Source organism: Streptomyces sp. (assembly GCF_035563135.1).
GTDB lineage: Bacteria > Actinomycetota > Actinomycetes > Streptomycetales > Streptomycetaceae > Streptomyces.
On sequence record NZ_DATMVN010000315.1, the window covers coordinates 1 to 3,641 of the forward strand.

Genomic DNA, 3,641 nt, shown 5'->3' on the forward strand with positions numbered 1-3,641 from the left:
TCCGGTGGGTCCCGAGGACCTGCGTGCCGCCGTGCGGGCGCAGAACGGGGCGGGGCTGGCCCGGCTGGCCCGGCGGGTGCAGCCCGCGGTGGGCTGGGACGACCTCGTGCTGCCGCCTCAGACGCACCGCGGGCTGCGTGAACTCGCCGTGCGCGCCCGTCATCGCGACCAGGTCCTCGGCGGGTGGGGGATGCGGCCGGGCGGTGGCCGGGGCCGTGGCGTGATCGCCCTGCTGGCAGGCGAGTCGGGCACCGGCAAGACGATGTCGGCCGAAGTCGTGGCCGCCGATCTCGGCATGGACCTGTACGTGGTGGACCTGTCCACGGTCGTCGACAAGTACATCGGGGAGACCGAGAAGAATCTGGAGCGGATCTTCACCGAGGCGTCGGCCGTCAACGGCGTACTGCTGTTCGACGAGGCCGACGCGATCTTCGGCAAGCGCTCGGACGTGAAGGACGCGCGTGACCGGCACGCCAACATCGAGTCGGCGTACCTGTTGCAGCGTATGGAGTCGTTCGACGGGATCGCCGTCCTGACCACCAATCTGCGGGCCAACCTGGATGAGGCGTTCACCCGGCGTCTGGACGTCGTGGCGGACTTCCCGATGCCCGACGCGGCCCAACGGCTGGCCCTGTGGGAACGGTGCCTGGGCGAGCGCCTGCCGCGCGCCGGTGATCTCGATCTCGGCTTCTGCGCGGACCGTTTCGAACTGGCCGGCGGTTCGATCCGGGCGTGCGCGGTGACGGCCGCCTACCTGTCGGCCGAGTCCGGCGCCCCCCTGACGATGCGCCAGGTGATGTCGGCGGTCGCCCAGGAGTACCGCAAGCTGGGCCGGCTGGTGCTCGATGCCGAGTTCGGCCCCTACCTGACGCAGGTCACCGGCGTCTGAGCTGCACGCAGGGCCCCGGAGCCGCGTCCGGACGGGCAGGGCGATTGCCCTCGGCAGGGCCCGAAGTCCTCTGCCGTCGCGGCGGGCCGGCGGAAAGGCTGAGCGGGACCCCGACCGCAGGAAAGCGAAGGAGCGAGCATGCCGACGTACCTCACCCCAGGCGTGTACATGGAGGAGGTGCAGTCCGGTGCTCGCCCCATCGAGGGGGTCGGCACCGCCGTCGCCGCGTTCGTCGGCTTCGCCGAGAGCGGTCCCTTCCACGCACCGACGCTGGTCACCAGCTGGGACCAGTACACCCTGCAGTTCGGCGGCTTCAGCGAGGGCACCTATCTGCCGCACGCCGTCTACGGGTACTTCGCCAACGGCGGCGGCTCCGCGTACATCGTCCGGGTCGGCGGGTCCTCCGACGACACGTCCGCCCCCGCCGTGAACGGTTCCGCCGCGCGGAGCGATGCGCCGCCGCCGGTGGAACTGGGCGGTTTCCTCATCGCCGCCCGGCCCGGTGTGAGCGGCGTGTCCGTGGAGATCGCCGCGCCCGAGGGGGAGAACCCGCCCGAGGACCGCTTCAGGGTCCTGGTCCGTCAGGGCGACCAGGTGGCCGAGACGTACGACGCCTCCACCCGCAAGAACATCAAGGGCTACCTCCCCCAGCAGGCCCGCGCCTCGAAGCTGATCGAGGTCACGGAGCAGCGCGGCGTGACCCAGAGCAGGCCCGCGGCGCAGACGGTGGCGGTTCCCGACGCGCCGGCCTCGCCCGTCCCCGCCCCGTCCGGCGCACCGGCCCGGCTCGACCCGTCGGAGTACGTCGGTGACGCGGGCGCCCGCACCGGGTTCGGCGGCCTGGAGACCATCGACGAGATCACGATGGTCGCCGTACCGGACCTGATGAGCTCCTACGAGCGCGGTGACATCGACGACGAGGGGCTGCGCACGGTGCAGCTCGCCGTCATCTCGCACTGCGAGCAGATGGGCGACCGGGTGGCGGTCCTGGACACCCCGCCCGGCCTGTCCGCGCAGCAGGTCCGCAACTGGCGCAACGAAGAAGCCGGTTACGACTCCCGCTACGCGACCCTCTACTACCCGTGGGTGCGCGTCTTCGACCCGGCCACCGGGCGCAACTCCACCGTCCCGCCCAGTGGCCACATCGCCGGTGTGTGGGCCCGGAGCGACGCCGAACGCGGCGTGCACAAGGCTCCCGCCAACGAGGTCATCCGCGGCGCCGTCGATCTGGCCCTGCGGCTGAGCAAGGGCGAGCAGGACCTGCTGAACCCGATCGGCGTGAACTGCGTACGGGCCTTCCCCGGCCGGGGCATCCGGATCTGGGGCGCCCGCACCCTCTCCTCCGACCCGGCGTGGCGCTATCTGAATGTGCGCCGCCTCTTCAACTACCTGGAGGAATCCATCCTCCTGGGCACGCAGTGGGTGGTGTTCGAGCCGAACGACGACCGCCTGTGGTCGAGCATCCGCCGCAACGTCAGCGCGTTCCTCACCGAGGAGTGGCGACGCGGCGCGCTGTTCGGGCGGACGGCCGCGGAAGCCTTCTACGTGAAGTGCGACCGCGACAACAACCCGCAGGAGTCCATCGACCAGGGCCGTGTGGTCTGCGAGATCGGTGTGTCGCCCGTCAAGCCGGCGGAGTTCGTGGTGTTCCGGCTGGCCCAGTTCTCCGACAGCACCAGCCTCGTCGACGAGTGAGCCACGGCTCCGCCACCCGGCCCGGACACCTCCGGGCCACGCGAATACAGGAAAGGTGACTGACAGTCATGGCAGAGGGCGATGCTCTTTCCACCCACATCTTCGGTGTGCAGCTCGGCGGCTACCTGGTCGAATCGATCCAGGAGATCAGCGGGCTGACCGTCGAGGAGGAGGTCGTCGAGGTCCGGCAGGTCAGCGCGGAGGGCAAGCAGATCATCCGCAAGCAGCCGGGCGCCCGTCAGGCCGGTGAGATCACGATCACCCGGGGACTCGACCAGAGCAGCGAGTTCACCACGTGGATCAAGGAAACCCTCAACAACGGGGCCGTGGACACCGCGCGGCAGAACCTCACCATCGAGATCAAGGACTCCACCGGGGCGACGGTCCGCCGCATCCAGCTGATGCAGGGCTGGGCCTCGAAGTGGGAGGGCCCCTCGCTCAAGGCGGGCGAATCCGCCGCGGCCACCGAGTCCGTGACCATCGTGTTCGAGGAGATCATCGTCGAATGAGGCGCCGTACGGTCACAGCCGGCAACCTGGAGGAGATCCTCCAGGCCACCGCACCCGCGGCGGACACGGGGGAGGCGGGCCGCACTCCCCCCGCCGCCCCGCCCGCAGCCCGCCAGGACCACGGCCTGCGCACGGAGTTCGAGTTCGAGCTGCCGCGCGGCTACGTCGACGAGGCCGGCACCGTGCACCGCCACGGCGCCATGCGCCTGGCGACGGCCCGCGACGAGCTGCGGCCGCAGATCGACCTGCGGGTCAAGGAGAACCCGGCCTATCTGAGCGTGGTGCTGCTCAGCCAGGTGATCACCCGGATCGGGACGGTCACCGATGTGCACGTCGGTGTCGTGGAGCGGATGTACGCGACCGATGTCGCCTTCCTGCAGGACTTCTACCGGCGTGTCAACAGCGAGGGACACACACGGGCGGCCGTCACCTGCCCGCACTGCGAGGGCGGCTTCGAGGTCGACCTCTCGGGTGGGCGCCTGGGGGAATCGTGACGTACGCCCTCCCCCGGCTGTGGGAGGAGATCGCGTACGTCGCCTACCACTTCC

At 70.5% G+C, this 3,641-nt stretch carries 4 protein-coding genes; all 4 read left to right on the top strand.

The window, feature by feature from the left end:
- The coding region (locus VN520_RS13835; RefSeq protein WP_325747195.1) for an ATP-binding protein at positions 1 to 889 on the top strand (889 nt) is incomplete at its 5' end.
- A 138-nt stretch (positions 890 to 1,027) separates the two neighbouring features.
- The gene (locus tag VN520_RS13840; protein ID WP_325747196.1) at positions 1,028 to 2,584 is read left to right on the top strand and encodes a phage tail sheath family protein; all 1,557 of its coding nucleotides are present in this window, start codon (positions 1,028 to 1,030) and stop codon (positions 2,582 to 2,584) included.
- Between the two features lie 68 nt (positions 2,585 to 2,652).
- Positions 2,653 to 3,093 (top strand): phage tail protein, encoded by a 441-nt coding sequence (locus tag VN520_RS13845; protein WP_325747197.1) that lies wholly within the window; start codon positions 2,653 to 2,655, stop codon positions 3,091 to 3,093.
- Positions 3,090 to 3,587: a hypothetical protein gene (locus VN520_RS13850; protein WP_325747198.1), complete on the top strand. Its 498-nt coding sequence runs from the start codon at positions 3,090 to 3,092 to the stop codon at positions 3,585 to 3,587. Before VN520_RS13845 ends, VN520_RS13850 begins: the two co-directional genes overlap by 4 nt.
- The last annotated feature ends 54 nt before the right edge of the window (positions 3,588 to 3,641 follow it).